25 protein-coding genes and 1 pseudogene are annotated in these 25,660 nt (G+C 72.0%); 11 read left to right on the top strand and 15 right to left on the bottom strand.

All coding sequences use genetic code 11. The annotated features are described in order from the left end of the window. Positions 1 to 10 precede the first annotated feature (10 nt). Positions 11 to 496, bottom strand: a complete 486-nt coding sequence (locus ACZ6BB_RS19940) for a MarR family winged helix-turn-helix transcriptional regulator (RefSeq protein ID WP_471616483.1) — start codon at positions 494 to 496, stop codon at positions 11 to 13. After that, a complete protein-coding gene (locus tag ACZ6BB_RS19935; RefSeq protein WP_471616482.1) occupies positions 493 to 1,098 on the bottom strand; it encodes a DJ-1/PfpI family protein in 606 nt (201 codons plus the stop codon). The genes ACZ6BB_RS19940 and ACZ6BB_RS19935 overlap by 4 nt, the downstream gene beginning before the upstream one ends. 227 nt (positions 1,099 to 1,325) lie before the next feature. Between ACZ6BB_RS19935 and ACZ6BB_RS19930 the strand changes: the two genes are divergently transcribed. The 4 genes from ACZ6BB_RS19930 to ACZ6BB_RS19915 all read left to right on the top strand — a co-directional run bounded on the left by ACZ6BB_RS19930 (position 1,326) and on the right by ACZ6BB_RS19915 (position 6,737). After that, complete coding sequence (locus tag ACZ6BB_RS19930) at positions 1,326 to 2,681, top strand: aminotransferase class III-fold pyridoxal phosphate-dependent enzyme (RefSeq protein ID WP_471616481.1); 1,356 nt, start codon at positions 1,326 to 1,328, stop codon at positions 2,679 to 2,681. A gap of 152 nt (positions 2,682 to 2,833) precedes the next feature. Next, a complete protein-coding gene (locus ACZ6BB_RS19925) occupies positions 2,834 to 3,538 on the top strand; it encodes a GntR family transcriptional regulator (RefSeq protein WP_471616480.1) in 705 nt (234 codons plus the stop codon). Beyond that, the gene (locus ACZ6BB_RS19920; RefSeq protein WP_471616479.1) at positions 3,535 to 5,988 is read left to right on the top strand and encodes a dolichyl-phosphate beta-glucosyltransferase; all 2,454 of its coding nucleotides are present in this window, start codon (positions 3,535 to 3,537) and stop codon (positions 5,986 to 5,988) included. The genes ACZ6BB_RS19925 and ACZ6BB_RS19920 overlap by 4 nt, the downstream gene beginning before the upstream one ends. 98 nt (positions 5,989 to 6,086) lie before the next feature. Further along, complete coding sequence (locus ACZ6BB_RS19915; protein WP_013001876.1) at positions 6,087 to 6,737, top strand: hypothetical protein; 651 nt, start codon at positions 6,087 to 6,089, stop codon at positions 6,735 to 6,737. Positions 6,738 to 6,755: 18 nt separating this feature from the next. On the opposite strand, the gene ACZ6BB_RS19910 is transcribed toward ACZ6BB_RS19915, so the two are convergent. Both ACZ6BB_RS19910 and ACZ6BB_RS19905 read right to left on the bottom strand, forming a co-directional pair. Beyond that, entirely contained in the window at positions 6,756 to 7,049 is a 294-nt protein-coding gene (locus tag ACZ6BB_RS19910; RefSeq protein WP_471616478.1) for a DUF3303 family protein, read from the bottom strand. A 166-nt stretch (positions 7,050 to 7,215) separates the two neighbouring features. Then, the gene (locus tag ACZ6BB_RS19905) at positions 7,216 to 8,499 is read right to left on the bottom strand and encodes an adenylosuccinate synthase (RefSeq protein WP_383884772.1); all 1,284 of its coding nucleotides are present in this window, start codon (positions 8,497 to 8,499) and stop codon (positions 7,216 to 7,218) included. Positions 8,500 to 8,696: 197 nt separating this feature from the next. Here ACZ6BB_RS19905 and ACZ6BB_RS19900 point away from each other — a divergent pair, with 197 nt between their 5' ends. Next, positions 8,697 to 9,773: a diacylglycerol kinase family protein gene (locus tag ACZ6BB_RS19900; RefSeq protein WP_471616477.1), complete on the top strand. Its 1,077-nt coding sequence runs from the start codon at positions 8,697 to 8,699 to the stop codon at positions 9,771 to 9,773. Between the two features lie 122 nt (positions 9,774 to 9,895). Here the strand turns inward: ACZ6BB_RS19900 and ACZ6BB_RS19895 are convergent, their stop codons facing one another. From ACZ6BB_RS19895 to ACZ6BB_RS19885, 3 genes are read right to left on the bottom strand one after another with little or no spacing between them, the layout of a single operon-like run. Beyond that, positions 9,896 to 10,267 (bottom strand): peptidase inhibitor family I36 protein, encoded by a 372-nt coding sequence (locus tag ACZ6BB_RS19895; RefSeq protein WP_037702706.1) that lies wholly within the window; start codon positions 10,265 to 10,267, stop codon positions 9,896 to 9,898. Then, positions 10,264 to 10,845: a hypothetical protein gene (locus ACZ6BB_RS19890; RefSeq protein WP_471616476.1), complete on the bottom strand. Its 582-nt coding sequence runs from the start codon at positions 10,843 to 10,845 to the stop codon at positions 10,264 to 10,266. Before ACZ6BB_RS19890 ends, ACZ6BB_RS19895 begins: the two co-directional genes overlap by 4 nt. A 3-nt stretch (positions 10,846 to 10,848) precedes the next feature. Continuing rightward, positions 10,849 to 11,232: a hypothetical protein gene (locus tag ACZ6BB_RS19885; protein WP_471616475.1), complete on the bottom strand. Its 384-nt coding sequence runs from the start codon at positions 11,230 to 11,232 to the stop codon at positions 10,849 to 10,851. Between the two features lie 599 nt (positions 11,233 to 11,831). Here ACZ6BB_RS19885 and ACZ6BB_RS19880 point away from each other — a divergent pair. The 3 genes and pseudogenes from ACZ6BB_RS19880 (at position 11,832) to ACZ6BB_RS19870 (ending at position 13,554) form a co-directional block, all read left to right on the top strand. Then, the gene (locus tag ACZ6BB_RS19880; RefSeq protein ID WP_471616474.1) at positions 11,832 to 12,398 is read left to right on the top strand and encodes a hypothetical protein; all 567 of its coding nucleotides are present in this window, start codon (positions 11,832 to 11,834) and stop codon (positions 12,396 to 12,398) included. Between the two features lie 196 nt (positions 12,399 to 12,594). Continuing rightward, positions 12,595 to 12,971: pseudogene (locus ACZ6BB_RS19875) on the top strand (YciI family protein); the annotation flags it as partial. A gap of 130 nt (positions 12,972 to 13,101) precedes the next feature. After that, the gene (locus tag ACZ6BB_RS19870) at positions 13,102 to 13,554 is read left to right on the top strand and encodes a DNA-binding protein (protein WP_471616473.1); all 453 of its coding nucleotides are present in this window, start codon (positions 13,102 to 13,104) and stop codon (positions 13,552 to 13,554) included. Positions 13,555 to 13,619: 65 nt separating this feature from the next. Here ACZ6BB_RS19870 and ACZ6BB_RS19865 read toward each other — a convergent pair whose 3' ends face one another. Next, on the bottom strand, positions 13,620 to 14,201 hold the full coding sequence (locus ACZ6BB_RS19865; protein ID WP_471616472.1) for a GbsR/MarR family transcriptional regulator: 582 nt from the start codon (positions 14,199 to 14,201) through the stop codon (positions 13,620 to 13,622). Between the two features lie 140 nt (positions 14,202 to 14,341). Between ACZ6BB_RS19865 and ACZ6BB_RS19860 the strand changes: the two genes are divergently transcribed. From ACZ6BB_RS19860 to ACZ6BB_RS19850, 3 genes are all read left to right on the top strand, one after another. Next, positions 14,342 to 15,262 (top strand): ABC transporter ATP-binding protein, encoded by a 921-nt coding sequence (locus ACZ6BB_RS19860; protein WP_471616471.1) that lies wholly within the window; start codon positions 14,342 to 14,344, stop codon positions 15,260 to 15,262. Further along, on the top strand, positions 15,259 to 16,974 hold the full coding sequence (locus ACZ6BB_RS19855; protein WP_471616470.1) for an ABC transporter permease: 1,716 nt from the start codon (positions 15,259 to 15,261) through the stop codon (positions 16,972 to 16,974). The genes ACZ6BB_RS19860 and ACZ6BB_RS19855 overlap by 4 nt, the downstream gene beginning before the upstream one ends. 296 nt (positions 16,975 to 17,270) lie before the next feature. After that, on the top strand, positions 17,271 to 17,582 hold the full coding sequence (locus ACZ6BB_RS19850; protein ID WP_471616469.1) for a hypothetical protein: 312 nt from the start codon (positions 17,271 to 17,273) through the stop codon (positions 17,580 to 17,582). Here the strand turns inward: ACZ6BB_RS19850 and ACZ6BB_RS19845 are convergent. The 7 genes from ACZ6BB_RS19845 to ACZ6BB_RS19815 all read right to left on the bottom strand — a co-directional run bounded on the left by ACZ6BB_RS19845 (position 17,565) and on the right by ACZ6BB_RS19815 (position 25,396). Next, entirely contained in the window at positions 17,565 to 18,782 is a 1,218-nt protein-coding gene (locus ACZ6BB_RS19845; RefSeq protein ID WP_471616468.1) for a cytochrome P450, read from the bottom strand. The two genes, ACZ6BB_RS19850 and ACZ6BB_RS19845, sit on opposite strands and share 18 nt — an antisense overlap. 81 nt (positions 18,783 to 18,863) lie before the next feature. Beyond that, complete coding sequence (locus ACZ6BB_RS19840; RefSeq protein ID WP_471616467.1) at positions 18,864 to 19,529, bottom strand: response regulator; 666 nt, start codon at positions 19,527 to 19,529, stop codon at positions 18,864 to 18,866. Further along, a complete protein-coding gene (locus ACZ6BB_RS19835; protein WP_471616466.1) occupies positions 19,526 to 20,878 on the bottom strand; it encodes a sensor histidine kinase in 1,353 nt (450 codons plus the stop codon). The genes ACZ6BB_RS19840 and ACZ6BB_RS19835 overlap by 4 nt, the downstream gene beginning before the upstream one ends. Positions 20,879 to 21,003: 125 nt before the next feature. Beyond that, positions 21,004 to 21,678, bottom strand: coding sequence for a response regulator (locus ACZ6BB_RS19830; RefSeq protein ID WP_471616465.1), 675 nt, complete (start codon positions 21,676 to 21,678; stop codon positions 21,004 to 21,006). Beyond that, positions 21,675 to 23,039, bottom strand: coding sequence for a sensor histidine kinase (locus ACZ6BB_RS19825; protein WP_471616464.1), 1,365 nt, complete (start codon positions 23,037 to 23,039; stop codon positions 21,675 to 21,677). The genes ACZ6BB_RS19830 and ACZ6BB_RS19825 overlap by 4 nt, the downstream gene beginning before the upstream one ends. 10 nt (positions 23,040 to 23,049) lie before the next feature. Further along, complete coding sequence (locus ACZ6BB_RS19820; RefSeq protein ID WP_471616463.1) at positions 23,050 to 24,375, bottom strand: acyltransferase family protein; 1,326 nt, start codon at positions 24,373 to 24,375, stop codon at positions 23,050 to 23,052. Continuing rightward, entirely contained in the window at positions 24,368 to 25,396 is a 1,029-nt protein-coding gene (locus tag ACZ6BB_RS19815; protein WP_471616462.1) for an alpha/beta hydrolase, read from the bottom strand. Before ACZ6BB_RS19815 ends, ACZ6BB_RS19820 begins: the two co-directional genes overlap by 8 nt. Positions 25,397 to 25,660: the final 264 nt, after the last annotated feature.

The raw sequence follows: 25,660 nt of genomic DNA, 5'->3' as shown, positions 1-25,660 counted from the left end.
GGAGCGGTGTCTACGGTTCCGTAACAGCGGCCGGGGCCGCGTCGGCCCCCGGTGACGTGGCGAGACGGTCGAGGACACCCGACAGTCGCTCGATCACCCGTACGGTCTCCGCGAACTCTTCCTCCCCCAGCTCGCGCGCGAGGCGGGCGGCCAGGGCCGCGTGGCCGGGTTCGACCAGCTCGATCGCGGCGCGGCCGGCCGGGGTGGGGGCGAGGAGTTTGGCCCGGCGGTGGGCCGGGTTCGGCACGTATTCGGCGAGCCCCCGGCCGACGAGGAGATCGGCGACCCGCTGGACGCCCTGCCGGGTGACGCCCATGGCCCTGGCGACCCCGGCGACCGGCAGCGGCTCCGGCAGCACCGCGCCCAGCACCTGCCACCAGGCCGCCGTCAGCCCGGCCGGGCGCGTCAACTCGTCGGCCACGGAGAGGAACTGGCCGTTCAGCCGGAAGACCCCGACGGCCGTGCGGCTGAGCAGGTCCTGCTGGTCGCGGCTCACCGTCCCGCCGCCTCCAGGACGGCGTACGCCTCCGCGTCCGAGTCGTGGAAGAGGCGGTACCAGGCGTCGAGGACCTCGCCCTCGTAGACGCCGAGGAGACGGAAGACCTCACGGGCGAGGGCGACGGGTTCGGTGGGGCCCGCGGTGACGAGGAGCCCGTCGGTGACGGCGTCCGCCTCCACGTACCGCTCGCCGCCCTTGTAGCCGGTGGCGGCCAGGTAGAACGGGGCCGCGCCGGTGTGGGCCCGGTCGTCCAGCAGCCCCTCTCGCGCGAGCCCGGCGGTCGCCCCGCAGATCGCCGCGACCGGCACGCCGGCCGCCAGGAACTCCCGCGCCTTGCGGGCGAACGGCGCCAGGTCGTCGCCGGCGTCCCACAGGTCCGCGCCGGTGAGGATCAGCAACGAGCTGTCCTCGGGCCGCAGTTCGCCGAGGACTTCGTCGGGCTGGATGCGTACGCCCGCGATCGTCCGCACGGGTTCGGGGGTCGGCCCGACCGTACGGATCCGCCGTCCGGCACGGGCGAGCCAGGCGGTCGTGTGGCCGGTCTCCCAGTCGGCGTAGGTGTCGTACACGGCGAGATGAACGGGCTTGTGATCGGTCATGGCTCCTCCTGAAGCACCTCGGCCCCTTGATGACAACATGTTGTCATTTCGACAGTGTGTTGTCAATGAGTTGGTTGTGGAGTGGGCGGGGTGCCGACCGCGGGCCCGGTGGGGCTTCCCGCGCACGAGGGCCGGCGCGGAGGGCGACACTGTGTCGTGCGGCGGCAGCCCGCCCCATACACGTCGCCGATGTCCCCTCCCCGTCCCCGCCGCCTACCCTCGCCCTCATGACCCCTCAGCCGAACCCCCAGGCCGGCGCCGCGGTGAAGGCCGCGGACCGTGCGCACGTCTTCCACTCCTGGTCCGCGCAGGAACTCATCGACCCGCTCGCCGTCGCCGGTGCGGAGGGCTCGTACTTCTGGGACTACGACGGCAGGCGCTACCTCGACTTCACCAGCGGCCTCGTCTACACGAACATCGGCTACCAGCACCCGAAGGTCGTCGCGGCGATCCAGGAGCAGGCCGCGACGATGACGACCTTCGCCCCGGCGTTCGCCGTCGAGGCCCGCTCGGAGGCGGCCCGGCTGATCGCCGAGCGCACCCCCGGCGACCTGGACAAGATCTTCTTCACCAACGGCGGCGCCGACGCCGTCGAGCACGCCGTCCGCATGGCCCGGCTGCACACCGGCCGCCCCAAGGTGCTGGCCGCCTACCGCTCGTACCACGGCGGCACCCAGCAGGCCGTGAACCTCACGGGCGACCCGCGCCGCTGGGCCTGCGACACCGGCACGGCGGGGGTCGTGCACTTCTGGGCTCCGTTCCTCTACCGGTCCCGTTTCCACGCGGAGACGCAGGAGCAGGAGTGCGCGCGGGCGCTCGAGCACCTGGAGACGACGATCACCTTCGAGGGGCCGTCGACCATCGCCGCGATCATCCTGGAGACGATCCCGGGCACGGCCGGGATCATGGTCCCGCCGCCGGGCTATCTGGCCGGTGTCCGGGAGCTGTGCGACAAGTACGGGATCGTGTTCGTCCTGGACGAGGTCATGGCGGGCTTCGGGCGCACGGGCACCTGGTTCGCCGCCGACCTCTTCGACGTCGTCCCCGATCTGATGACCTTCGCCAAGGGCGTGAACTCCGGTTACGTCCCCCTCGGCGGCGTCGCCATCTCCCCCGCGATCGCCGAGACGTTCGCCCGGCGCCCCTACCCCGGCGGTCTCACGTACTCGGGGCACCCCCTGGCCTGCGCCGCCGCCGTCGCGACGATCAACGTCATGGAGGAGGAGGGCGTGGTCACCCACGCGGCCCGCCTCGGCGCCTCGGTCGTGGAGCCCGCCCTGCGCGAACTCGCCGAGCGCCACCCCTCGGTCGGCGAGGTACGCGGCACCGGCATGTTCTGGGCGCTGGAACTGGTGAAGAACGAGGAGACCCGCGAACCCCTCGTCCCCTACAACGCGGCCGGCGAGGCCAACGCCCCCATGCTCGCCTTCGGCGCCGCCGCCAAGGCGAACGGTCTGTGGCCCTTCATCAACATGAACCGCACCCATGTCGTCCCCCCGTGCAACATCACGGAGACCGAGTTCAAGGAGGGTCTCGCCGCCCTCGACGCGGCCCTGTCCGTGGCGGACGAGCACACGGGGTGAGACCGCCGTCCTCCCCGGTGCCGGACGGAGTGTGAGAGGAAGGGCTGAAACTCCTCCCCAGAACCCGAACGCGTAAGGTGACGTGCTCGTAAGAGACTCAGAGAGCACGCACAGAATGCGTACGCGTACGCGGATGGGGGACGCAGACCACGATGCCCGGCACCGGCACCGGCGGCGGCAATGGCGCCGTGACCCGTAGCACCCTGCGGCAGCAGCTCGCGGACGCGCTCCGTGACGAGGTGCTGGCCGGACGGCTGAAGCCGGGGCAGGAGTTCACGGTCAAGGAGATCGCCGAGCAGTACGGGGTGTCGGCGACCCCCGTGCGCGAGGCGCTGGTGGACCTGTCCGCGCAGGGGCTGCTGGACGCCGTGCAGCACCGGGGCTTCGAGGTCCACGCGTACTCCGTGAGCGACTACCGGAACATGGTCGAGGCCCGCATCCTGGTCACCGAGGGCATGTTCCGGCGGCTCGGCCACCGCGAGGTCGATGCCCGTACGGCCGCCGCGCTCGCCGGGGTCCGGCGGCGCGGCGAGGAGGCGCGGCGGGCCGCGACCGCCGGGGACCTGGACATCCTGATCGGCTACGACCTGCGGTTCTGGCGCGAGCTGAGCGCCCTGTTCGGCAACCCCTACCTCACCGACTTCCTGCACCGGCTGCGCGTCCAGGCCTGGGTGTGCGCGGTCCAGCACCTGCGCCAGGGAAGCGACTGGACGGACGATCTCAAGGGCCGGCTGTGGGCCGACCACCCCGACCTCGTCGACGCCCTCACCCGCCGCGACGCACAGACCGCGCAGGAGATCATCGCCGGGTACGACGAGCGGTCCCTGACGCTGGTGGAACGCCTGGCGGACGGATGAGCACGACCCCGAAGACGGGCGGCGGCCAGACGAGCGTCGACCTCTCCGTCGTCGTCCCCGCCTACAACGAGGAGGGCCGCCTCGCCCCCACCCTCGACGCGATCATCGCCCACCTCGCGGCCACCGAGGCCGCGGCCCGCTGGGAGGTCATCGTCGTCGACGACGGGTCGACGGACGGTACGACCGAGGTCGTGGCCGCCGTCACCGCCCGCGACGCCCGGGTCCAGCTCGTCTCCGGCGGCCCCCGCAACCGGGGCAAGGGCCACGCCCTGCGGCTCGGCGTCCTCGCCTCGCACGGCCGCCGGGTCCTGCTCACGGACGCCGACCTCGCCGCACCCATCGACGAACTGGAGCGGCTCGACAAGGCGCTCTCCGACGGGTGCACGGCCGCGATCGGCTCGCGCGAGGCGCCCGGCGCGACCATCGAGCGCCATCAGCACCGGCTGCGCGAGGCGCTCGGACGCGCCGGCAACCTGCTCATACGCGGGATCGCGGTGCCCGGCATCCGCGACACCCAGTGCGGTTTCAAGCTGTTCGACGGCGACCGCGCCCGCGAGGCGTTCGCCGCGTCCCGGCTCGACGGGTTCGGCATCGACGTGGAGATCCTGCGGTACTTCCGCCGCAGCGGCTGGCCCGTCGCCGAGGTCCCCGTCCGCTGGTCCCACCAGCCCGGTTCGAAGATCCGGCCGGGCGACTACGCCCGGGTCCTCGGTGAACTCGCCGTCCTGCGGGCCCGTTCCGTCCGCCGGGCCGACATCCTCGCCGTCACCCTCTTCCTGATGATGGCGGTGGCCCTCCACATCGGCCGCTGGCTCGGCCCGGACAGCCGCTATCTGCCCGACTCCCTCCAGGACCAGAACCAGTGGGAGTGGTTCTTCGCGGTCACGGCCGACAACCTCCTCCATCTGCGCAACCCCCTCTTCACCACCTTCCAGGGCTTCCCCGACGGCGTGAACCTGATGGCCAACACGGTCATGCTGGGCCTGTCGGTCCCCCTCGCCCCCGTCACCCTCGCCCTGGGGCCGGCGGTCACGCTGGCCCTGGTGATGACCGTGGGCCTGGCCGCCACGGCCACCTCCTGGTACTGGCTGATCGTCAAACGGGTCGAACGGCACCGGGGCGCGGCCTTCGCCGGAGCGGCCCTCGCCGCCTTCGCGCCGCCGATGGTCAGCCACGCCAACGCGCACCCGAACTTCGTCGTCCTGTTCATGATCCCGCTGATCATCGACCGGGCGCTGCGCCTGTGCACGGGCGCCCGGACCCAGCGGGACGGGATCGTCCTCGGCCTGATGGCGGCCTACCAGATCTTCCTCGGCGAGGAGGCCCTCCTCCTGGCCGCGATGGGCATGCTGCTGTTCGCCGTCGCGTACGGGCTCGTACGGCGGGACGTGGCCCGCGACGCCTGGCGGCCGCTGCTGAAGGGACTGGGCATCGCGGTCCTGGTCGTGCTCCCCCTCGTCACCCTCCCGCTCAGCTGGCAGTTCTTCGGCCCGCAGAGCTACGGGAACATCGCGCACGGAAACAACTCCGGCAACAGCCCGCTCGCCCTCCTCTCCTTCGCCGAACGCTCCCTGGCGGGCGACCGGGAACGGGCCGAGGCGCTCTCCCTCAACCCCACCGAGCAGAACGCCTTCTACGGCTGGCCGCTGGCCCTGCTGGCCCTCGGCATCGTCGTACGCCTGTGGGAGCGCGCCCTGGTGAAGGCGCTGGCCTGCACGGCGGTCGCCGCCGCCGTGCTCTCCCTCGGCCCCGAGATCCGCCTCCCGCGCACGGACCTCGTCCTGCCCGGCCCGTGGGCGCTGCTCGCCGAGAAGCCGCTGCTGGAGTCGGTCATCGAGGGCCGGGTGGCGATGATCTGCGCCCCGGTCCTCGGCATGCTGCTGGCCCTGGCCTGGGCGCGGCTCGCCGCCGCCCCGGGCCTCGGCACCCGGTACGCGGGGTTCATGGCGATCACCCTGGCCCTGCTCCCGATCGTCCCGGCCCCGCTGCGGTCCGAGGCCCGCCCCGAGGTCCCGGCGTTCATCGCCGACGGCACCTGGGCGTCGTACGTCGACACCGGGGCCGGCGAGACCCTGGTGCCCGTACCGCTGCCCGACCCGGGCAACGCGGAGGCCCTGCGCTGGCAGAGCACGGCCCGCTTCGGCTTCCGGATGCCCGGCGGCTACTTCAACGGCCCCTTCGGCGAGGACCGCGTCGGCATCTACGGCGCGGCCCCCCGCCACACCTCCAACCTGCTGCGTGACGTCCGCTACACCGGCAAGGTCCCGGTGATCGGCGAGAACTGGCGGGCGCAGGCTCGGAAGGACTTCGCGTACTGGCACGCCGGAGCCCTGGTCCTGCGTCCGCAGCCGTACGACGAACAGTTGCGCGAGGCCGTGGACAAGCTCGTCGGGCGGCCGGGTAAGTGGGCGGGCGGAGTGTGGGTATGGGACCTGCACGCAGGGGACTGAAGCCGCGTTCAGCGACTACGCTTCCCTGACCACTGTGCGCCGTACGCGAACAGGTCTTCACCGTCCGTGTGCGTGCCGGATGACCGAGGAGTTCTCTTTTGGCCTGTGACCTCTGGTTGGTCCCGCTCGTCGACGTGCTGTGCCACACGCCCGACAACCCCTTCGCCGAGGAACTCGCGCTCTACAACAGGCTGCTGGGCGAGTCCGGGCTGCCGCCGGTCCCGGTGTACCAGTACATGCCCGGGCTGACCGGGGAGGTCGCCCCGGTCGCGGGCTTCGACTACGACGCGCTGCACTTCCTGCGCCGGGCCTATCTGCTCCAGGTCTGCGGCCTGGAGGTGACCCCGGTGGACGCGCTGGGCGGTGACTACGAGCAGTTGCTGGAGATGTTCGAGACCACGGCCCAGCAGTCCCACCTGGTCTGGCACTACGACCACGCCGGCGCCTATGTCCCGGTCGACTTCCCGCAGCCCCTGTCCAGCGACGAACTCCTCGCCGGAGGCGGCCCCCTGGGCTCGTCCCAGGGTCTGCTGCGGGAACTGGAGTTCGTGGCCGCGGCCATCGGCATCGACCCGGCGAACCCGCCGGCACGCCCCGAGGCACCGCTCGCACCCACGGAGTTGGAGGAGCCGGCCGTTCCGGCGCCCTACGATCCCAGCCCGTTCGCCCGCGAACGGCACGTCTGGCTGGGCCTGCACGCGGCGGCGACCCGAAGTCTGGCGCAGGGATCGATGATCGTCTTCAGCTGAGGCCTGGCAGCCGATGGCTCAGCGGCCCAGCGCCGACAGGCCCTTCTGCAGGTCCTCGGGGTTCATGACCGGGGTGTACGTGACCTCGGCGCCCATGTCGAGGAAGAACGGCTCGGCGATCGCCGGCATCGCGGAGCTGTCCTGCATGTCGAAGACCATGTAGCAGGTGCGCTGCCCGTTGTCGGTGGTGAAGTAGGCCGCCTCCGGCTTGACCTGCTCCATGGAGGCCTGCATCAGCTTCCCGAGGGTGCCGTTGCGGATGGCCTCGTTCGACTTCTCGGTGTCGAAGCGTGCCTTGAAGAGTATGCGCATCGCACTCGCCTTCCTTCCGGCCGTGTGACATGCGCGGATCGCCCGCCTTCTCAGGATATGCCCGGTACGTGCGCGGGGCCCTGCCGGGGAAGGCAGCGGGCCGGGCACGCAGTCGCGTGCCCGGCCCGAGGTGCGTCGCCCGTGGGTCGCCGGCCCACGGGAACCGCTAGATGAACGAGTTGATCTCGATCGTCTCGTCGCGGCCCGGACCGACACCGATCGCGGAGATCGGCGCGCCGGACATCTCCTCCAGCGCCTTCACGTACGCCTGGGCGTTCTTCGGGAGGTCGGAGAAGGACTTCGCCGAGGAGATGTCCTCGGACCAGCCCGGCAGGTTCTCGTAGATCGGCTTCGCGTGGTGGAAGTCGGACTGCGAGTACGGGAGTTCCTCGACGCGCTTGCCGTCGATCTCGTACGCGACGCAGACCGGGATCTGCTCCCAGCCGGTGAGGACGTCGAGCTTGGTGAGGAAGAAGTCCGTCAGACCGTTCACCCGGGTCGCGTAGCGGGCGATCACCGCGTCGAACCAGCCGCAGCGGCGGTCGCGGCCCGTGGTCACGCCCCGCTCGCCGCCGATGCGGCGCAGCGCCTCGCCGTCCTCGTCGAACAGCTCGGTCGGGAACGGGCCCGCGCCGACCCGGGTCGTGTACGCCTTGAGGATGCCGATGACCCGGCTGATCTTCGTCGGCCCGACACCCGTACCCGTGCAGGCGCCGCCCGCGGTGGGGTTGGACGACGTGACGAAGGGATACGTCCCGTGGTCGATGTCGAGGAGGGTGCCCTGCCCGCCCTCGAAGAGGACGACCTTGTTCTCCTCCAGGGCCTGGTTGAGGACCAGGACCGTGTCGGTGACGTACGGGGCGAGCTTGTCCGCGTAGACGAGCAGTTCCTCGACGACCTGGTCGGTGGAGATGGCCCGGCGGTTGAAGAGCTTGGTGAGGACCTGGTTCTTGACGTCGAGGGCCGCCTCGACCTTCTGCGTCAGGATCGACTCGTCGTAGAGGTCCTGGACGCGGATACCGACGCGGTTGATCTTGTCCGCGTAGGTCGGGCCGATGCCCCGCCCCGTCGTGCCGATCTTGCGCTTGCCGAGGAAGCGCTCGGTGACCTTGTCGAGGGTCACGTTGTACGGCGTGATGATGTGGGCGTTGCCGCTGAGCAGGAGCTTGGACGTGTCGACGCCGCGCTCGTTCAGACCGCTCAGCTCGGAGAGCAGGACCGACGGGTCGACGACGACACCGTTGCCGATGACCGGAGTGCACTCCGGAGTGAGGATCCCGGAAGGGAGGAGGTGGAGGGCGTACTTCTGGTCACCCACGACTACCGTGTGGCCGGCGTTGTTGCCGCCCTGGTAGCGCACCACATAGTCGACCGACCCACCTAGCAGGTCCGTCGCCTTTCCCTTGCCTTCGTCACCCCACTGAGCACCGAGCAGCACAAGTGCGGGCACGCGCGTACACCCCTTCCGGGCGGGGCATGTCCAAGGTCGGGGGCGTACGCGGTGGCTCATATCCATCGCGTGCGCCGCGACCGTCGTTGGTCGCACCTGTCGGACCCGGATGCCCCGGAATAGACGAAGCCCCTGGCGCAATAGCGCAAGGGGCTCTTGCACAAAGATGCTACCCGAGGAAGCGAGGCAGGACCGAGGTGGCGACTCCCGACCAGCTCCTCGTGGTCATCGACCCCCTCGCCCGTCGCACGGACGGCGAGGCCGTACGGATCGCGAAAGACGTGCTCAGCGCGGGTGCGGCGAGTACGAAAGTGTGTCTTCCCGAAGGGCCGGAGGAATTCGCGCGGGCGCTGGTCCGACGCGGTTCACGACGGCCGGTGGTGGTCGGCGACGACCGCGCGCTGCTGCGGGCGGTGGCGCTGCTGCACCGCCGACGGGAGCTGGGCGCGTGCGCCCTCTCCCTGGTCCCCGTCGGCTCCGCGCTGGGGCTGGCCCACTCCCTCGGCGTGCCCACCGGCGCGGTCGCGGCGGCCCGCGCCGCCCTGGACGGCGTCGAGCGGCGGCTGGATCTGCTCGTCGACGACAGCGACGGGGTGGTGCTGGGCACGCTGTGCATCCCGGTCCTGCCGGGCGCGTCCTCTCCCCACCGGACGGAGAGCGCGGAGGGGAGAGAGGGAACCCCGGCCGGGGACACGGGACCGGGTGCCGGGACGGGGACGGGCAAGGGGCGTTCGGGGCGGCCGGGGCGTCCGGGCGGAGGAGCGGGCCCGAGGACGGGCGCCGGCGCGGGTACGGGAGCGGGAGCGGACCGGGGCCCTGAGGCGGAAGACGGGCCGGGGGACGACGGTTCCCCGCCCGGCCCTCACCACTGGTTGCGCGCCTGGCCGCAGTCCCTCGCCCGTACGTTGTCGACGCGGCCGGCGCGGTCTCCCCGGCTGTCCCGTCCGCTGCGGCCGGCCCGCATACGGGTGGCCGCCGGGAGCGGTGCCGGGCCCTCGCGGCTGCGGGTGGAGGTGGACGGCGTCCTGCTCGTCGACCTCGACCAGCCCGTGGAGACCGTGTCGATCACGCCCGGCACGGACGGCAGCGCCGATGTCGAGATCCGGCCGGTGTCGGTGGGCGCCGAGGCGTCCCCGCTGCACGCGGTCGGCCACCGGGTGACCGTGTCGGGCCCGGACTTCCGCTACCGGGCGGACTCCCTGGTGGCGGGGCCGGTGCGGACGCGGACGTGGACGGTACGGGAGGGCGCCTGGGGGCTGACGCTGCCGGGGTGAGGGCGCGGGTGCGGGCGACTCGGGAGGAGGGGGACAGGTCGGGGGTAGGCGGCGCGGGGCGGGGGTGGGCGGCGCGGGGCGGGGGCGCCCGGTGAGTGCCGGGCGCCCCCTGGCTGACAGGGTCAGCAGCTCGCGGCCCAGGTGTGGGAGTCGCCGTCGTCGTTGGCGGCGCCGTTGTAGCCGACCTCCTGGCCTGGGGTGAGGCAGATGGTCATGTGGCCGCCGAGGTTGCCGCTGGAGTACACCTTGACGTGGTCCTTGATGCCCGCGCCGGAGATGCCGTGGTTGGCCCAGGAGGAGTCCTCGTCGGCGATGTTGCTCTCCCACCAGTGGTCGTCGCCCGGCCACTCGATCTTCATGCCGGAGAAGTTGGCGTCCGTCCAGACGCAGAAGTTGCCGCTGCCGCAGGCCGCGGCCTGAGCGGAGCCCGACGACGCGAGGACCACTCCGGCGGAGAGGAGTACCGCGGAGAACAGGGCGGTGAAGCGCTTCACTGTGCTGTTTTTCCCTTCAGGGGTGGGGGGTTGCCATGGCCGATCAGAGAGGTGGCTTCGGTGAGGGCACGGTCCCGCAGCCGCTCCCACTCGGCGAGTTCCGTACGGTGTGCCGCGCGGACCTCGGCGAGGGTGCGGTCGGTGTGGGCGGCCTCGGGCCGGAGGTTGTTGACGATCGTCGACGTACGGAACCAGCGGCCCTGGTCGCCGTAGAGCCTGCGCTGGGCCGCGGCCAGACAGCCGTCGGTGTGGGCACGGACGACGTATCCGGTCGGCAGCTTCAACGACAGCTCCCTGCCCCCGGCCCCGAACATCGCCTCGGCGACCCGCGCCCGCTCGGCGTCCGGGGGCTCGCTCCGTCCCGGGCGCGGCGGAGTGAGCCCCCGGCCGGCCAGGCAGGCGTCGGTCAGCCGCTGCGTCGCGGCCTTGATGACGTCGTCCGGGGAGAGCCGGGGCGGGGCCGGGGGCGCCGAACACGCGGTGCCGGCGGTGAGGAGCAGGCCGTGGACGAGGAGCGCGGCGAGGGCCGTTCGGCGGCGAGGGTTCGTCGCGGGCTCCGTCCGCTCGGCGGTTCCCATCGGTCAGCCCGCCTCGCAGCCCATCCGTGTGTCGCTGACGCCGTCGAACTTCGTCGCCCACTCGCTCCAGTCGTCGTCGTAGTCGTCGGGGCGGATCTCGCGGTAGAGGCAGCCGCCGCCTGACCTGTAGTGGATGGCGAAGACGCTGACGGGAGCGTGCGAGTCGAAGGAGTACGCGTGGCGCTTCACACGGGCGTCGGCCTCGCGGTAGCCGGGCGGTGCGTAGTCCCAGGCACCGCCCGGACCCATCTGACCGCGCTCGGGCCAGAAGTACACATGCCCCGGCGGTACGGCGGCGGGGGCGGTCGGCGCGGTGGCCGGGAGCGCCGGGGAGGCGGCGGGGAAGAGGGCGGCGAAGGCCGCGGACAGGACGGCGAGTTGGCGCATGGGCGGATTCCCGGGAACGGTGGACGGACGGCAGGGGCCAGCCACAGCTGACACGGCGACCTGCCCAGCGCTCAGGGCGATATGCCCGCATCCACCCCTTCAGGCGAGCGCGCGGGGGGCGTGCGTCGCCGACACCGCGACCCTCGACACAGGGACGGTCACGATAGGCACAGAAATGACCCTGCGGGTGCGCGACACGCCGTTGCGATGATGAATCGGCCGCGAATTCACGCAAGGGAACGAAAGGCCATTTCCCCGCACCCCGAGGGTTTCTGAGAGTGCGTCAGCGACGCCACCCGACGGCAAGTCTGACGGATGCTCAGAGGCATGGGCCCCCGCCGCACCCCCAACAGAGTGACGATGCGTCAGCGTGTTCCCGAGAGACGCTCCGCTCGGATCAAAACACCAGCTCATTGCCATATTTTGATGCGGTGTCAGGCGCGCCGACCGTCACCCTCCGGGGCGACAATTCATACGGCCGCCCAGCCCAATTTTCACACTGCGCCGGATCTCCTCGACATGACAGCGGAAATGGCCGTCATTACGTTCGTTCTCGTCGGCAGGTCCTGTCGACGAGAACGAAGAGAAGGGGAAGTGCATTGCGCACTCGTAAAGTCACAGTGATCGCCGCCTCCGTCGGCGTGGCAGTCGCGGCCGCCACCGGTGTCACGTACGCCAGCTCCGCTCTGGAGTCCGCCCCGAAGACCACCTCGCTCGTCCAGGACGCGGCCCCCGTCGCCCCCCGCGGCGGCAACGGCACCGGCACCGAGGCCGGCTCGAACGCCTCCTCCGACCCCGGGGGCAAGGAGAGCTGGGGCGGCAAGAGGGGCGAGGGCCGGAGCGAGGGCCGAGGTGAGGGCCGGGGTGAGGGCCGGGGCGGCAACCACCGGGACGGCCAGATCCAGATCAACGAGCGCGTGTACGGCGCCGAGCCGGGCTCCTGCATCGCGGTGGTCAACGTGCGCACCGGCCAGGAGGGCGCCACCAGCTTCAACATCCGGAACGACAGTGACAGGACCGTCGAATTCTTCGGCGGGATCACCTGCGACAACGGGGCCCCCATCGCCACCGTCGGCCCGCACAGCTCCAGCAGCGCGGTCGAAGGGGACCAGGCGGGAAATCTCCTCGTAGGTAGCTTCCGCGTCTTCGGACACGACCACTCCTGACACCGGAGAGCGAAAGCGCTCACCCCAGCATTCCCAGTATCGGAAACCCCGGCTCGCCGTAATCGAGCCGGGGTTCCGGCACTTGGCCACCCGCTGGGAGATGACCGCTCCATATTAGTCCGTGCGGACCATTCGCAGTTCCTGTTGTTACTCCTGCCGGGTCGCATTCCGCCCTCGCCCCTTTTCTCACCCTCACCGCTCGGCCGCGTTCGACGAGCCCAACCGACAGGCCGGCGTGTTCCGGGGCGTGCTGCTGCGGCGGTGGCGGAATCTGCCGGGCCGCACGATGCGGGACTTCCCGGGCGGTCGGAGCGGGGCGACCGGTACCTGGTGCTCGGCCTCGGTCCCGATGCCGGCCCCGGTTCGGAAGGTGCGGCGGATCTCGTCGTACCGGCCGCGTGGCGGGACGAGCTGCTCGCGTACGGGCCGCTGCTGTCCGACGACGGCACGGACTGACTGGGTACGGCCGCGCCGGCCCGGGCCGAGGACGCGGACGCTGCGTGCGCGGTACTGGCCGGGGAGCGGTACGCGGACGTCGAGGTGCACCTGTGGGAGTTCGGCGGGCGGCGCTGACGCGTGCGCGGGGAGGAGAAGGAGGGGGAAGGCAGGGGACGGGCAGGGAGCAGAAGGGTGAGACGGGCGCGGCGATCGCACCGGACAATAATCCGTTGACAACAAGTTGTTTGCATTGCAGACTGCTCGCATGCCGTCGACACCTCCGCAGTCCAGCGACCCCTTCTCACCCCCGAGCGCGGACGAGGCGCGGGCCCGACGCGTCCACACCTCCCTGTTCCGCATCGCCGAGCGGCACGCGGCCACGGACGAGCAGCGCCGTCGCCAGGTCCACCCGCATGTCCTCCATCCACAGGAGGCGATCAGGCTGGTCTCGTACCTGCTCAGCGGGGCCGCCCTTCTCGAGGACGGCGAAGCCGAGGTCGACCGTGCCGACATCACCGCCGCGCTGACCCTCATCCCCCTCGCCCGTGGCGAGATGGACGAGCTGGAGGTCGGCCTTCTCGACATGGCCCGGGGGCGCGGCATGACCTGGCCGGAGATCGCCTTCGGCCTCGGCCTCCAGACCCCCCAGGCGGCGAGGCAGCGCTACGAGCGTCTGGCGAGCCGTACGGAGACGGGCCCGGAGAAGACGGCCGGGTAGCAGCTCTCCCCCGGCCGCAGCTTCCCGGCCGCAACTTCCCGGCCGCAGTTTGCCGGCCGAGCCGGTCAGCCTCGGGGGAACAGCTCGTCGCGGCGGGTGCGCCAGCGCCGCATCATGGCCTCGACCTCGACCTCGACGAACTCGAAGAACGCGAGGGTCTCGGCGAGCCGGCGCCCCGCCGGGGTGTCGGCGCCCAGGCCGGCCACGCCCTCGCGCAAGGACTCCTCCCAGCGCTTGATGATGGCCTCGCGGTTGGTGAGGGCCTCGTACCACTGGTCGCTGTGGACGCGGTAGCGCTCGCGGCGCGAACCGGGCTCGCGCTCACGTGACACCAGGTGCACCTGGGCGAGATAGCGGACGGCGCCGGAGACGGCCGCCGGGCTGATCCGCAGCTGTTCGCCCAGCTCGACGGAGGTCAGCGCGCCGGTGTCGGAGGCGAGGAGCGCGGCGAAGACCCGGGCCGGCATACGCGGGACCCCGGCCTCGACGAGTTGGGCCGCGAAGTTCTCGACGAAGCGGGAGACCGACTCGGCGTCGCGCCCCGCGACCGCCGCCCCGGCTTCCATCCCGGCTTCCTCTCCGACCGCCGCTCCGGGCTCCGCCACGGGCTCGATCCCGGCCTTCGCCCCGGCCTCCGGGTCCGTCATCCCTGATCACTCCCTCGCCCGTCGTCCTGAGGCCCTCGGCCAGCCCGCATACTCCCTGGTCAGGCCCCGTCGCCAGCCTACCGGCAGTTCACACCCTTCCTTAACTTCACAAATTTCTGAATTACGCGTACGTTCTGAACATGACGCAGGCCATCACCGTCTCCGGACTCCACAAGTCCTTCGGACGAACCCACGCGCTGGACGGCCTCGACCTGACGGTCGCATCCGGCGAGGTCCACGGCTTCCTCGGCCCCAACGGCGCCGGGAAGTCCACCGCGATCCGCGTCCTGCTCGGTCTGCTCCGCGCCGACTCGGGCGCCGCGCAGGTCCTGGGCCACGACCCGTGGACGGACGCGGTGGAGGTGCACCGCCGCATCGCGTACGTCCCCGGCGACGTGACCCTGTGGCGGAACCTCTCCGGCGGCGAGGTCATCGACCTCTACGGCCGTCTCCGGGGCGGGCTGGACGCGAGGCGCCGCGCGGAGCTGGTCGAGCGGTTCGAACTGGACCCGACCAAGAAGGGCCGTACCTACTCCAAGGGCAACCGTCAGAAGGTCGCCCTCGTCGCCGCCTTCGCCTCCGACGTGGACCTCCTCATCCTGGACGAGCCGACCTCGGGCCTGGACCCGCTGATGGAGGAGGTCTTCCAGCGGTGCGTACGGGAGGAGCGTGACCGGGGCCGCACGGTTCTGCTGTCGTCCCACATCCTCAGCGAGGTCGAGGAGTTGTGCGACCGGGTGAGCATCATCCGCAAGGGCGTCACCGTCGAGAGCGGCTCCCTCACCGAACTGCGCCACCTCACGCGCACCACCGTCACCGCCGAACTCGCCGGGCCGCCCAACGGTCTGACCGGTCTCCCCGGCGTCCACGACCTCGACGTCCAGGGCAACCGCGTCCACCTCCAGGTCGACACCGACAAGCTCAACGCCGTACTCCGCTCCCTCACCGACTCCGGCGTACGGTCCCTGACGTCCACTCCCCCGACCCTGGAGGAGCTGTTCCTGCGGCACTACCAGGACGACGTCGTGCGGGACACCCGGGAAGCGGCGGTCACGCGATGACCGCCTCCACCACCGGATCAGCCGAGTCCACCCCCTCAGCCGGATCGGCCGGCTCGACCGGACGGACAGGATCCACGGGACCCACCGGATCCACCGGATCCACCGGCTCGACCCATCCGTTCGCCGTCCGGTCCGGCGGTGCCCGCCAACTGGCCGGTACGGGGACCCTGTTGCGGTTCGCCCTGCGTCGCGACCGCGTGATGGTTCCGGTCTGGGTCGCGGTGACCGGGCTGATGGTCCTGTCCATGCCGAACAGCCTGCGCAGCCTGTACGGCACCGCCGCCGAACGCGCCGACCTCATGCGCCAGATGACCACGAACGCGTCGCTGCGCGCCTTGGTCGGTCCCGTCTTCGACGACTCCCTCGGCGCCCTGACCGCCTGGCGCGTCGGCGTCTACGCCGGACTGCTCGCCGCGATCATGAGCCTCCTCGTCGTCATCCGCCACACCCGCGACGAGGAGGAGAGCGGCCGCCAGGAGCTGATCGCGTCGGGCACGGTCGGCCGCCGGGCACCGCTGACGGCCGCCCTGCTCACCGCGGCTGTCGCGAACGGCGGCCTGGGAGCGCTCGTCACGCTCGGACTGGCCGGACAGGGAGCGGCGGGCGCGGCAGCCTTCGGGCTGGGCATCGCGGGCGTCGGAATGGTGTTCGCGACGATGGCGGCGGTCGTGGCACAGCTGACGGAGAGCGCCCGGCTGGCGCGGGGGATGACGGCGGGGGCGCTGGGCCTGGCGTTCGTGCTGCGGGCGGCGGGGGACGCTTCCGCGAACGAAGGTTCGTCTTTTTTGACGTGGGTGTCGCCGCTGGGGTGGCTGGAAAACGAGCGTTCGTTCGCGGACGAGCGGTGGTGGGTGCTGTCCCTGTTCGTGGCAGCGACCCTGCTCCAGGGCGCGGCGGCGTACCGACTCACCGGGCGCCGCGACGTCGGCATGAGCTTCCTGCCGACCCGGCCGGGACCCGCGACCGGCCGGCTGGGTACGGCCGGTGCGCTCGCCTGGCGGTTGCAGCGCGGCAGCGTCCTCGGCTGGAGCATCGGATTCTTCCTCGCCGGGCTCGTCTACGGCGGGCTGACCGAGGGCACGGCCGAATTCGTCGGTGACAACGAAGGTGCCCGCGAGATCTTCGAGCGCATGGGCGGCCGGTCCGGCCTGACCGACGCGTTCCTCGCCTCGATGATCGGCATGCTCGGTCTGATCGCCGCGCTGTACGTCGTCGCCACCGTGCTGCGTCTGCACGGCGAGGAGACCTCCGGCCGCGCCGAACCGCTCCTGGCCAACTCGGTGGGCCGCATCCGCTGGGCCGCCGGACACCTGGCCGTCGCCTTCGGCGGAGCCGTGTGGATCATGCTCCTCGCCGGTCTCGGCTTCACCCTCGGCTACGGCAAGGAGGCCGGCCCCATCCTGGCCGGGTGCCTCGTCCAGGTCGCCGGGGTGTGGGTCATCGGCGGCAGCGCCGTCCTGCTGTACGGGCTCACCCCCCGTGCGGCGCCGGCGGCCTGGGGTCTCGCCGGTGCCGTCCTCCTCATCGGCTGGGTCGGCCCCGCGCTCGACGCCCCCCGGGCCGTCCTCGACCTCTCCCCCTTCGGTCACCTGCCGAAGCTGCCGGGCGGCGAGATGGAGTGGACGCCGGTACTGGTACTGACCGGGATCGCGGTGCTGCTGGTGGCGGGCGGCCTCGCCGGGCTGCGCCGACGGGATCTCAGCAGCAGCTGAGGGCGCGTTTCCTGGGGGCGTGCACCGTCCGGCACCGTGACACGCGCGCCCGGGCCGGGAGAACCGCGGCGGAAGAGGGCGCGTCCCTCCCGTCGTGGACCGACCGGCCGGTGCGCCCCGGAGCGGCGGGGCGTGCGGGACGGTCTACGGGCGGAGGGGCGACGGGCAGGCGGGCAGGCGGGCAGGCGGGCAGGCGGGCAGGCGGGCAGGCGGACTGTCAGGCGGGCGGGGGAGTCGGGTTGGACCGGGAGAGCCTTTCGGGGTGTGGAGGGTGTGCGCTGTCGGCGGCGGGCACGGTGGCCGCGACGCTCCTCTGGAGCACCTCCGACCGCACCCGGCGCCACCTCCGGGGCGGCTTCGAGGGCGAGGGCATGGACTACACCGTCCTCGCCACCGAACTCCCCTTCGTCGCCCTGGCCGGAGCGGCCGTACCGGCCGCCGTCTGCCTGCTGATCGCGTCACTGTGGGCTCGGCGCCGGCGCTCGGGTGCCGGACCGGAGTCGCGGCCAGGTCCTGAGCGAGGGGCGGGGCCGGGGCCTGAATCGGAGCCGGGGCCGGGGTGGGGGTCCGGGTCGGGCGGTGGAGGGGGCTCAGATCTCGACGGCTAGGCCGTCCAGCCCTCGGATCACGAAGTTCGGCTTCCGGGTCGGCTCGGTGGCCAGCGCCAGTGTCGGGGCCTTCGTCAGGAGGGCCGTCATCGAGGCGGCCAGTTCGATACGGGCGAGGGGGGCGCCGATGCAGTAGTGGATGCCCGCGCTGAAGGAGATGTGCGGGTTCTCCGCCCGGGTGAGGTCCAGCTTCTCGGGGGCGGCGAACACGGACGGGTCATGGTTGGCCGAGCCGAACAGCATCGCGATCTCCGCCCCGCGCGGAACCGTCGTCCCGTCGATCTCGATGTCGTCCAGCACCCACCGCTCGAACAGCTGCAGCGGGGTGTCGTACCGCATCAGCTCCTCCACCGCCGCGGGCACCAGCGAGTGGTCCGCGCGCAGGGCCGCCAACTGCTCCGGGTTCCGGAACAACGCCCACCAGCCGTTCACGGTGGCGTTCACCGTCGCCTCGTGGCCCGCGTTCAGCAACAGCACACAGGTGGAGATCATCTCCTGCTCGGTGAGGCGGTCGCCCTCGTCATAGGCGGCGATCAGGCCCGAGATCAGGTCCTCGCCCGGTTCCACCCTGCGGTGCGCGATCAGCTCCCGCAGAAACTCCGAGAACTCCACCGACGCCCGCACCGCCCGCTTCGCCGTCTCCTCCGACGGGCTCAGCTCGTACATCCCGCAGATGTCCGCCGACCAGGGCCGCAACTGAGCCCGGTCGGACTCGGGGATGCCGAGCATCTCGGCGATCACCGCCACCGGCAGCGGCTCCGCGACGTCCGTCAGCAGGTCTCCCCCGCCGGCCTCGACCAGCCCGGCGACCAGCTCACCGGCCAGCCCCTCCACATACGGCTTCAGCTGCTCCACCGTGCGCGGTGTGAACGCCTTCGACACCAGCCTCCGGATCCGGGTGTGGTCCGGAGGCTCCAGGTCGAGCATGCCGTGGTCGTTGAGCGTGTGGAACGGCTCGTGCTCCGTCGGCGGCGCGACCCGGCCGAAGTCCTCGTGCGTGAACCGGTGCTGGTACGTCCGCCCGAGCCTGCGGTCCCGCAGCAGCGCCGAGACATCCGCGTGGTGCGGGACGAGCCACTGGTTCGTGGGCTCGAAGTACTGCACCCTGCCCCGGGCCCGCAGCTCCGCGTACGCCGGGTACGGGTCGGCCACGAAGTCGGGGTCCCACGGGTCGAAAGCGAGGTCGGAAGCAGCTGCCATGACCGGACGCTAACCCGCGAGCGGGCCCCATGACCAGGGGGAACCGACGCGTCACCTCGAAGAAGCCGCTCCCCGGCCCCGTCAGCCCGGAGTGACCAGCCGCGCCTCGTAGGCGAACACCGCCGCCTGGGTGCGGTCCCGCAGACCCAGCTTCACCAGGACCCGGCTCACATGGGTCTTGATCGTGGACTCGGCGACCACCAGGCGCTCGGCGATCTCCGAGTTGGACAGGCCCTGGGCGATGAGAACCAGCACCTCGGTCTCCCGGTCGGTGAGTTCGCCGTACGCCAGCTGGGTGGCCGCCGAGGGGCGGGGGGCCTGGACCAGCTTGGAGAACTCCGTGATCAGCCGCTTGGTGACGGACGGGGCGAGCAGCGCCTCCCCGGCGGCCACCACCCTCACCCCGTCGGCCAGTTGGCGGGCCGAGGCGTCCTTGAGGAGGAAGCCGGACGCTCCCGCCCGCAGTGCCTGGTAGACGTACTCGTCGAGGTCGAACGTGGTCAGGACCAGCACCTTCGCCCCGCCGTCCGACGCCACGATCTCCCGGGTGGCCTCGATGCCGTTCAGCTCGGGCATCCGGATGTCCATCAGGACGACGTCCGGCGACAGCTCCCGGACCCGTTGGACCGCCTCCCGGCCGTTCACCGCCTCGCCGACCACCTCGATGTCCGGCATCGCGTTGAGCAGCACGGAGAAACCCTCGCGGACCATCATCTGGTCGTCGGCGATCAGCACGCGGATCGTCATGCGTCGGCCTCGCTCACGCTGGACACGACGGGCAGGAACACCGTCACCTCGTAGCCTCCGTCCTCCGTCTCGCCCGTGGTCATCTCACCGTTCAGCATCGCGACGCGCTCGCGCATGCCGGTGAGGCCGTGCCCCGTGCCGTGGGTGGACTTCACCAGGGTCACCTCCTGGGACGGTCCGTTGACCACGCGCAGGCCGAGCCCGCCGAGGACGTAGCCGATCTCCACGCGGGCCGAGGCGCCCGGCGCGTGCCGCAGGGTGTTGCTGAGGGCCTCCTGCACGATGCGGTACGCCGACAGCTCCACGCCCTGCGGCAGCTCACGGACCGCTCCGGTGACCGCCTTGTCGACCGTGAGCCCTGCCTCCCGGACGTTGGCGAGCAGGCCGTCGAGGTCGGCGAGGGTGGGCTGCGGGGCGTCCGGGGCCTCGTAGTCCTCGGCGCGGACCACACCGAGGACACGGCGCAGCTCGGTGAGGGCGGCCACCGCGTTCTCCCGGATGGTGGCGAAGGCCTGCTCCAGCTCCGGCGGCGGATTCTCCACCCGGTAGGGCGCGGCCTCGGCCTGGATGGCGACCACCGACATGTGGTGGGCCACCACGTCGTGCAGTTCCCGGGCGATGGTGGTGCGCTCCTCCAGGAGGGTGCGCCGGGAGCGCTCGTGCTCGGTCACCGTCTGCTGGGCGGTCACCTCGCGCTGGGCGGTGCGGCGTATGGTCAGGGCGGAGGCTGCCAGCAGGGTCAGGGCGCTGACGAAGAGCAGCGGGACCGAGTTGTTCGACGCGTAGTGGCTGCCGCCGATGGTGCCCTCCAGGACCGCCCCGTACGCGGCGGTCAGGAACCACATCCAGGCGGCTATGCGCGGCCGTGTGCGCAGCGCCACGACCGTCATCACCACGAGGTGGGTCGCGAAGCTGCCGGCCGTCCACGGCCAGTCGTCCCACAGACCGGCGCCCACCGCGGTCACGGGGGCCCCGATCATGGATGCCCAGAACGCCGCCACGGGCCTGATCATGGTGAGCAGGACCGGGCCCAGGGCGAACCCGGCGGCCAGGACGGTGTCGAGCCCGCTTCCGTCTCCGGCGGAGGCGGCGATGGTCATCGAGAGCAGGGCGGCCGCCACCACGGCCGCGTGCGGGGCCCAGGCCACGTACTCGCGGACGCGGCCGGAGAGCTGGCCGGTGAACGCGCCGTCCATCTTCATCGGGGGCATCGGCCGGTAGGCGAACCCGTCGTGGAACAGGTCCTGGCGCAGCCTGCGCCATGCGTCCATGGCCATCCGGAACTCCGGGCTGCTCGGCTTGGTCCCGCCTCGCAAGGGCATCGTCTGGGTCTGGGTCGTCTCCGTCACGTGGAAAACGGTAGGCGGAGGGGGAGTCCTGCGTCGTCACCAGTGAGGAGGGTCTGTCCAGGTCCGTCTCAGGTACTACGGGTACCGCCCGGCCGGCGTCGCGTGTCCCCCGGGGTGTCGTCCGCTCAGTAGCCCCTGGGGCGGACCAGGCCCGATTCGTAGGCGAAGACCGCTGCCTGGGTGCGGTCGCGGAGGCCCAGTTTGACCAGGATGCGGCCCACGTGGGTCTTCACCGTCTGCTCGGCGACGACGAGGCGCTGGGCGATCTCGGCGTTGGACAGACCCTGCGCGATCAGGGAGAGCACCTCGGTCTCCCGCTCGGTCAGGTCGCCGACACGGTCCTTGAGCGGGGCGCGGGGAGTGGTGCCGAGGCGGGAGAACTCGGCGATGAGGCGGCGGGTGACACCGGGCGCGAGCAGGGCGTCGCCCGCCGCGACGACCCGTACCGCCTCGGCGAGCTGGTCGGCGGACGCGTCCTTGAGGAGGAAACCGGACGCGCCGGCGCGCAGCGCCTCGTACACGTACTCGTCGAGGTCGAAGGTGGTGAGGACGAGGACTCTGATGTGCGGGCGCTCGGTGGTGATGCGCCGGGTCGCCTCGATGCCGCCCAGCTCGGGCATGCGGATGTCCATCAGGACGACGTCCGGGGCGAGTTCGGCGACCTTGTCGATCGCGTCGAGGCCGTGCACCGCCTGGCCGACCACGTCGATGTCGGGCTGGACGTCGAGCAGCACCGAGAAGCCCTGCCGGACCATCTGCTGGTCGTCGGCGATCAGTACGCGGATGGCGCTGCTCGTCATGGACTCGTTTCTCCTGTCGTGTCCGGTGCGAGCCGGAGCTCGCCGCCGGGGTCGCCGTCGCGGGGGAGGAAGGCCACGACGGCGAAGCCGCCGTGGGAGGTCTCGGTCGCCATGAGGGTGCCACCGAGCATCGCGGCGCGCTCGCGCATGCCGAGCAGCCCGTGGCCGGCGCCGGGGGACGGTGGGGCCTCGCGGGCCGGGCGGGAGTTGATGACCCGCACCTGCAGACCGCGCGGGAAGTGGGCGAGCTCCACGCGGACGGTCGACCCCGGCGCGTGCCGCAGGGCGTTGCTGAGCGCCTCCTGAACGATGCGATACGCCGACAGTTCCACGCCGGGCGGCAGCGGGCGCACCTCTCCGTGGATCTCGGTGACGACCGCGAGACCCGCCGCGCGGGTGTTGTCGACGAGCGCGTCGAGGCGGTCCAGGGTGGGCTGCGGGGCGTGCGGGGCGGTGCCCTCGGTGACGCCCGCTATCGCCTGCGGGTCGTCGGGGCCGGCGTCCGGTGGGTACTCGGAGCGCAGTACGCCGAGGACGCGGCGGAGTTCGGTGAGGGCCTCCAGCGCGTTCTGCCGGATGCCGTGGAGGTTCTCCTTCAGCTCCTCGGACGGGTTCTCCACCAGGTACGGGGCGACCTGGGCCTGGATGGAGATCACCGACATGTGGTGGGCGACCACGTCGTGCAGCTCGCGCGCGATACGGCTGCGCTCCTCCAGGACGGTGCGGCGGGCGCGCTCCTCGGCGGTGATGTTCGTCTGTCTGACGAGTTGGGTGCGGGCCTCGCGGCGGCCGCGCAGGGCGCCGCCGAGGATGGTGACGCCCGTGAACATCGCCAGCGCCAGCGTGCCCGACGGCTCGTGGTTCGAACTGCCGACGAATGTCTGGAGGACGTACGTGAGCAGCGCGGTGAGGGCCAGCACCTCGGCGGACACGCGCGTGGGCAGGCGGAGCGCGAGCAGGAACAGCACCATGGAGTGCGCGAAGATCCCAGGTCCGCTCCACGGCCAGAAGGGCTGGTTGTCCGACATCGGATTGAGGGTCAGGTAGGCGCGGGCGCCGACGGCCGCCACGGCCATGACCGTGGTCGAGAGCCACCACGCCGGAACCGGCCACCACAGCGCGAGCGACACGGCCACGCCCTGCGCGGCCGCGCACAGCAGGCCGTACTCCGGGCCCAGTCCGTATCTGTCGGCCATGAGATCGGCGCCGGCCAGCGTGGTCCCGAACGCGACCAGGAGGACCAGGCCGTGCGGCAGCCAGCGGAGCCAGACCGACGGGGGCAGGGGGTGGGACGTGCTGCTCCACAGGTCCTGGCGCAGCACTCGCAGGCCCGTGGTCAACCGCTTCTCCACCCCGTTCATCCGCACAACCCTAGGCATGTCGCACCGCCCCGGTCTCCGTTCCGCTCTCCGTCCAGGCCTCTTCGGTTGCTTTCCCGGGCGCTGTCCTGGTCTCGCCCTTCGTCCCCGTCTCGCTCCCCGTCCGCTGCGGCTGCCACGTCGTCAGGGGTGGCGGCCGCCGCTGGACGCGCACCACGGGGGAGCCCTCGCGGGTACGCGGGCGGCGGTTCTCGTGACGGTGGAAGGCCGCCCGGCAGAGCAGGAGTGCCAGGGCGAACACCGGCAGCCAGGCAAGACGCGCGGCCACCCAGGCGAGGTCGTCGGGGAGGGTGTGCAGGCCGGGGAGACGGCCTGCCGTCAGACCGGTGGCGGTCGTCGCCATCATCGCCGTCTGGTGCCAGAGGAACACGGTCATCGCCGACAGGTTGACGACCGCCACGGCCGCCCAGGCCAGTGGCCGGCGTCGCAGGACGCGGCGGAGAGGATCGCGCAGCAGGAGCGCCGGACCGCACTGGGCCAGGCCGAAGGTGACGGCGGCCAGGGTCGGCGGGTTCAGGTTGGAGATCCGTGCGCCGGGGACGCCGACCATCGACGCGGGGTAGCCGGCCCAGATGACCAGGCCCGCCGTCGCCGCCGTGCCGGACAGCAGCAGGGTCCAGCCCGCGCGCGGGCGCTCCAGTTCACCTCGGGTCCAGGCCGCGCCCAGCGTGTACGGGACCAGCCAGCCCGCGGCCAGGTTGATCCAGCCGAGGCCCTGGGGGCCGCCGAGGCCGAAACGGATGAGGTCCACGTGGAGGACGACGGCCAGGGGCCAGAGCGGGTTGAGACGGGTCAGCAGGGGGGTCGCCGCCGTGAGGGCGGCGAAGACGAGAAGGAACCACAGCGGGGACAGGGCCAGCTTCACCAGGGTGTGGACCGTGTCGACGCGGGTGCCTGTGGCCAGGAGGGCGATCGTGACCGCCGTCCACAGGGTCAGGAGTGCCACGACCGGGCGGAACAGACGTGTCAGCCGGGCGCGGAGCCAGGGGAGGTACGTGACGCCGCGTGCCCGGGCCGTGGAGTGGCTCCTGGTGGCCACGTGGCCGCCTGCCAGGAAGAAGACGGCGAGGGTCTGGAAGAGCCAGGAGACGGGGGCCAGTTGGGGCAGGTGCTGGAGGGGGCTGGTGGTGTGGAGCGTGCCGCTGTCCGCGACCAGGGCGGTGACCAGCCAGTGGCCCAGGATGACGCCGAGTACGGCGAGGGCCCGGAGGGCGTCCACCGCGCGGTCCCGGTGGGGTGGGGTGGCGGCCTCGATGTGCCGGACGGCCCGGCGGGCGGCCGTACGGACGGCAGTGGGCCTGAGGGTGTGGTCACGCATCGGTGACCTCCGCACGGGCGCCCAGGGTGATGCGGGCCAGGTTGTCGAGGGAGGCGGAGCCGGGGGCGAAGTAGTCGCTGTGGCCGGCCGCGCCCGCGGTGAAGACACGGGCGCCGAAGGAGGGGGACGTGGGATCGGGGCCGAAGCCGACGGTCGTGCCGAAGAGGTCGGTCCGGGTGTGGGGAACCGTGCCGATCCAGTCGTCCGCGCCTCGGGCCGCCCATACGCGTGCCGAGGTGCGCAGGGCGGCCGCGCTGTCCGCGCCCGTGCCGGGGCTGCCGATCAGGGCCATGTCGTCGACAACGTCGAGACCGGTGACGGCGTGGGCGCAGACGACCGTGCCGTAGGAGTGGCAGATGAGGGTGAGGTCGGCGGAGTCGCCCACCAGGGCGCGTAGTTCGCGCAGGAACGAGCGCAGGTGGGGGGCCGCCTGCTCGGCTCGGGTGGGGGTGAGGACCGTCGTGCTGATCGTTCCCGGGGTTTCGTAGCCGAGCCAGGCGATCACCGCCGTGTCCGGGCCCGTGCGGTCGTACAGGGACTGTGCGGCTCTGTGGAAGCGGTCGTAGGTGTCCAGGCTCGTGTCCGAGCCCGGGACCAGGACCGCTGTGTGGTCGGCGTTCAGCAGGTCGCCCAGGACCTCCACTGCCTGGCCGGGGCCTCGGCCGTCGAACCTCAGGAGCCTGCGGGTGGGTGCCGCCAGCCACCGGTCGGTCGCGGCTCTGCCGCGGTCCCCGTGGGCGTCGGCCGTACGGGCCGCCTCCGCGGCGTTCGCGCGGTTGGCCTCGTACGTCGACCGGAGCGTCGTCGGGGTCGGCGGGGCGAGTGATGCCGGGGGCGGGGCCGGGATCCGCGGTCTGGCGGCGGCGGAGACGGGGGCGACGACGGCCGTCGCCACCAAGAGGGCGAGCAGCGTCCGGCGCAGCCGGGCCACCCAGGGCTGCCGGAGCCAGGAGCGCTGCCGGAGCCAGGAGGTGGGACGCCGGCGGCCCGTCGGTGTGAGGGACGGCCGCGGTGGTCGCACCGTGGGGCGTGGTTCGGTGGATGGCCGGAGATCTACCTCCGGCCGGGTCGCGACCCCCATGTCTCCCGCCCCTTCCCTGCCGTCCTGCTCGACCACCACGGCCCGTCATCGGGCCGCTCTGGCAAGGAAGTTAGGGAAAGGAGGCCGTCGTCGGCGTCCCGCCAGGGAGCTCACCTGGGATGTAGCTCTCAGGTATTACGGGTATCAGCGGGGAGGGGCTGGGACGGTGCCCCCGGGCCGGGGCATGGCCGTGGCGGACGCCGC

Source organism: Streptomyces sp. NPDC041108, assembly GCF_055592645.1.
Note: the sequence above shows the minus strand (reverse complement) of the source record. Positions and strands in the feature narration are given on the sequence as shown.